The sequence below is a fragment of the Clostridium sp. C8-1-8 genome (assembly GCF_009928445.1).
Lineage (GTDB): Bacteria > Bacillota > Clostridia > Clostridiales > Clostridiaceae > Clostridium_AR.
This window is the reverse complement of the sequence record NZ_JAABNO010000069.1, coordinates 1-2,465: the sequence shown is the minus strand read 5'-3', so window position 1 is coordinate 2,465 and position 2,465 is coordinate 1. Positions and strand designations below refer to the sequence as shown.

The window sequence follows — 2,465 nt, the reverse complement described above, 5'->3', positions numbered from 1 at the left end:
TTATTTTATCATTTGATATTTTCCTTTTCCATGCGTCGATTCTTTTACGCTTACAATTATATTTTGCATAAAAAATAGTTGTTAATAATAATGACATTACAAATGGGATATAAGAATTTTAATTCGATATGTTTATTGAAATAAAAGGAGTGATTTAGAAATGAGTGAGAGTAATAGACAAAATACAGAATCAATACAAGATATAATAAAAGAAATAGATAAGAAAGAGATAGTATTACCAGATTTTCAAAGAGATTTTGTTTGGGATGAGAGTAAAACGTATGAATTATTTGATTCACTTGTAAGAGATATATTTATAGGATCTATTATTTATGGAATACCTTCATTTGAAATAGCTGTGAGAGAAATAGATACGAGACATAGAAAAGTTAGAGGAATGAAACGAGATCCATTAAGGACTATGTTTTTTACAAAGGAACAAATAAATGAAAAAGTTAAAATAGGAAACTTTAGAGCAGTTTTAGATGGACAACAAAGAATCACATCAATATATAGAGCTTTGAAAAAGATAGATAATGTTTGGCTTATAATAAAAAATGATGATGAATTTGATCAAGATAAGGAATTTAATGAAATGACATTAGAAGAAATAATGTCATCCTTTTCTGGAAAACAAGATGACTTAAGATTATCTATAAATGTTGGTGATGCATTTGAAATGATAGAAAATAAATTACGTGAAAAACCTTTACAAGAAAAATACTTTAATAATCTCGAATTCGTGAAAAGACTTGATAGTGGAAGCATAGATTACTATTTTGAAAGATTCTTAATTGTAGTAGGATGGTTGCAAGACCTTTATAAAGCAGAAAAGATGGTATCATACTTTCTTTTGGATATGAGTTCTGAGAAATTCGCACTATTTTTTGAAAGAAGCAATAGTCTAGGAGTAAGATTAGATTTTATTGATATACTTGTAGCAAAATTGAATAGTGGGTTTAGATTAAGAACGAAGCTTGATGAGTTAAAGAGTGATACAGGGTATAATATTGAAAGAGAAATACTAGTAAGAGCAATTGCGTTTCTTGTAAGCAGTGGAAAGATTGATAAAGGTTATATTTTATCAACTTTAAACTGTGAACATTTTAATTTGCACTGGGATAATGTTTGTCGGTTATATACAAAAACTCTAGATTTTTTATATAAAAATAATTTTATTATGACACAAGATTGGATTCCTCATAGCAATATGTTAATACCACTAATGATATTTTTAGATAACTTACCAAATAAATTGTTTAATCAAATGAATGATTCTCAATTAGAATTCATTAGGTATTGGTATTGGGGCTCGATTTTTGCTCAAAGGTACACTGGTGGAGCAACTAATGAGATAATAATTTTAGATTGTAATATGCTAAAACTAATTGCCAAGGGTGAAAAAATATCAAATGATAATTATTTTAGAGACTTTAAAATAATAATAGATCAAGCTGAAGATTTATATAATTTCAATAAGAAGGGTAGTGCTGTGTATAAGGGGATATTAACTTTTATAAATTATGTTTCTGGAGGACTAACCGATTGGAAAAGTAATTCTAAAATATCATTTAATGAAAAGGTTGATGATCACCATATATTCCCAAAAGAGTATTTACAAGAAAATATTTCTGAAGATGACTCTATTCAATATATTGATTGCGTTATAAACCGAACTTTAATCCCTAAAATTACAAACATTAAAATCGGTAAAGATGCTCCAGATAGATATTTAGGTAAATTATATGCTTGTAATGATAAACTAAAAGAATCATTGAAAAAACATATGATACCTGTTGAAATTATGGATGGATATTATAATGAATTTTTCTCAGTTTTTATTGAGGATAGGGCAAAGAATATTTTTGAATGTATTAAAACATATATTATTGATAAGAAAGATACAATTAAATATATACATTATAAAGAAAAGAAGAGAGTGATTGGAAACAATATAGACATTTTTGCTACATATAATAAAAATATTATTAATGCTAAATTTAATAGGGAAACACAAGAGATATTTTTAGATGGAATTAGATACAAGTCAGTGTCTACAGCAGCAGATGTTGCCAAGAAAAAAATATCTGGGAAAGATACATCTACAAATGGATGGAATTTTTGGAAATATGTAGATGAAGACGAAGAGAAATTTATTAAAGAGCTGAGGTATTGATTAGGACTTTCAATAAAAATATATAATCTATATTATTATATTAAACTAATGCGCATTAATAGTAGACAAGTAATTATCTTATGCAAATTATGAATTGAATAAAACTCCTATTTGCCAATATAATCGAGATTAAAAAATTATATGTTTATAAAAAGTTAAATATAATACATCTGGTCTTATGTCAATATTTTGTATACAAAAAGTCAAACTTTTTTATACTGCACTTCTAGCCACTAATTCACATTCATTTGGAGTAATGTAGTTTAGCGAAGAGTGCAGTCTCTTTTGG

1 protein-coding gene is annotated in these 2,465 nt (G+C 26.5%); it reads left to right on the top strand.

The window, feature by feature from the left end:
• Positions 1–160 precede the first annotated feature (160 nt).
• A complete protein-coding gene (locus GXK57_RS26110; RefSeq protein ID WP_160680935.1) occupies positions 161–2,176 on the top strand; it encodes a DUF262 domain-containing protein in 2,016 nt (671 codons plus the stop codon).
• The last annotated feature ends 289 nt before the right edge of the window (positions 2,177–2,465 follow it).

Excerpts from the sequence above, each read along its gene's own strand:
- GXK57_RS26110 (WP_160680935.1), top strand. The coding sequence starts at position 161 with ATGAGTGAGAGTAATAGACAAAATACAGAATCAATACAAGATATAATA.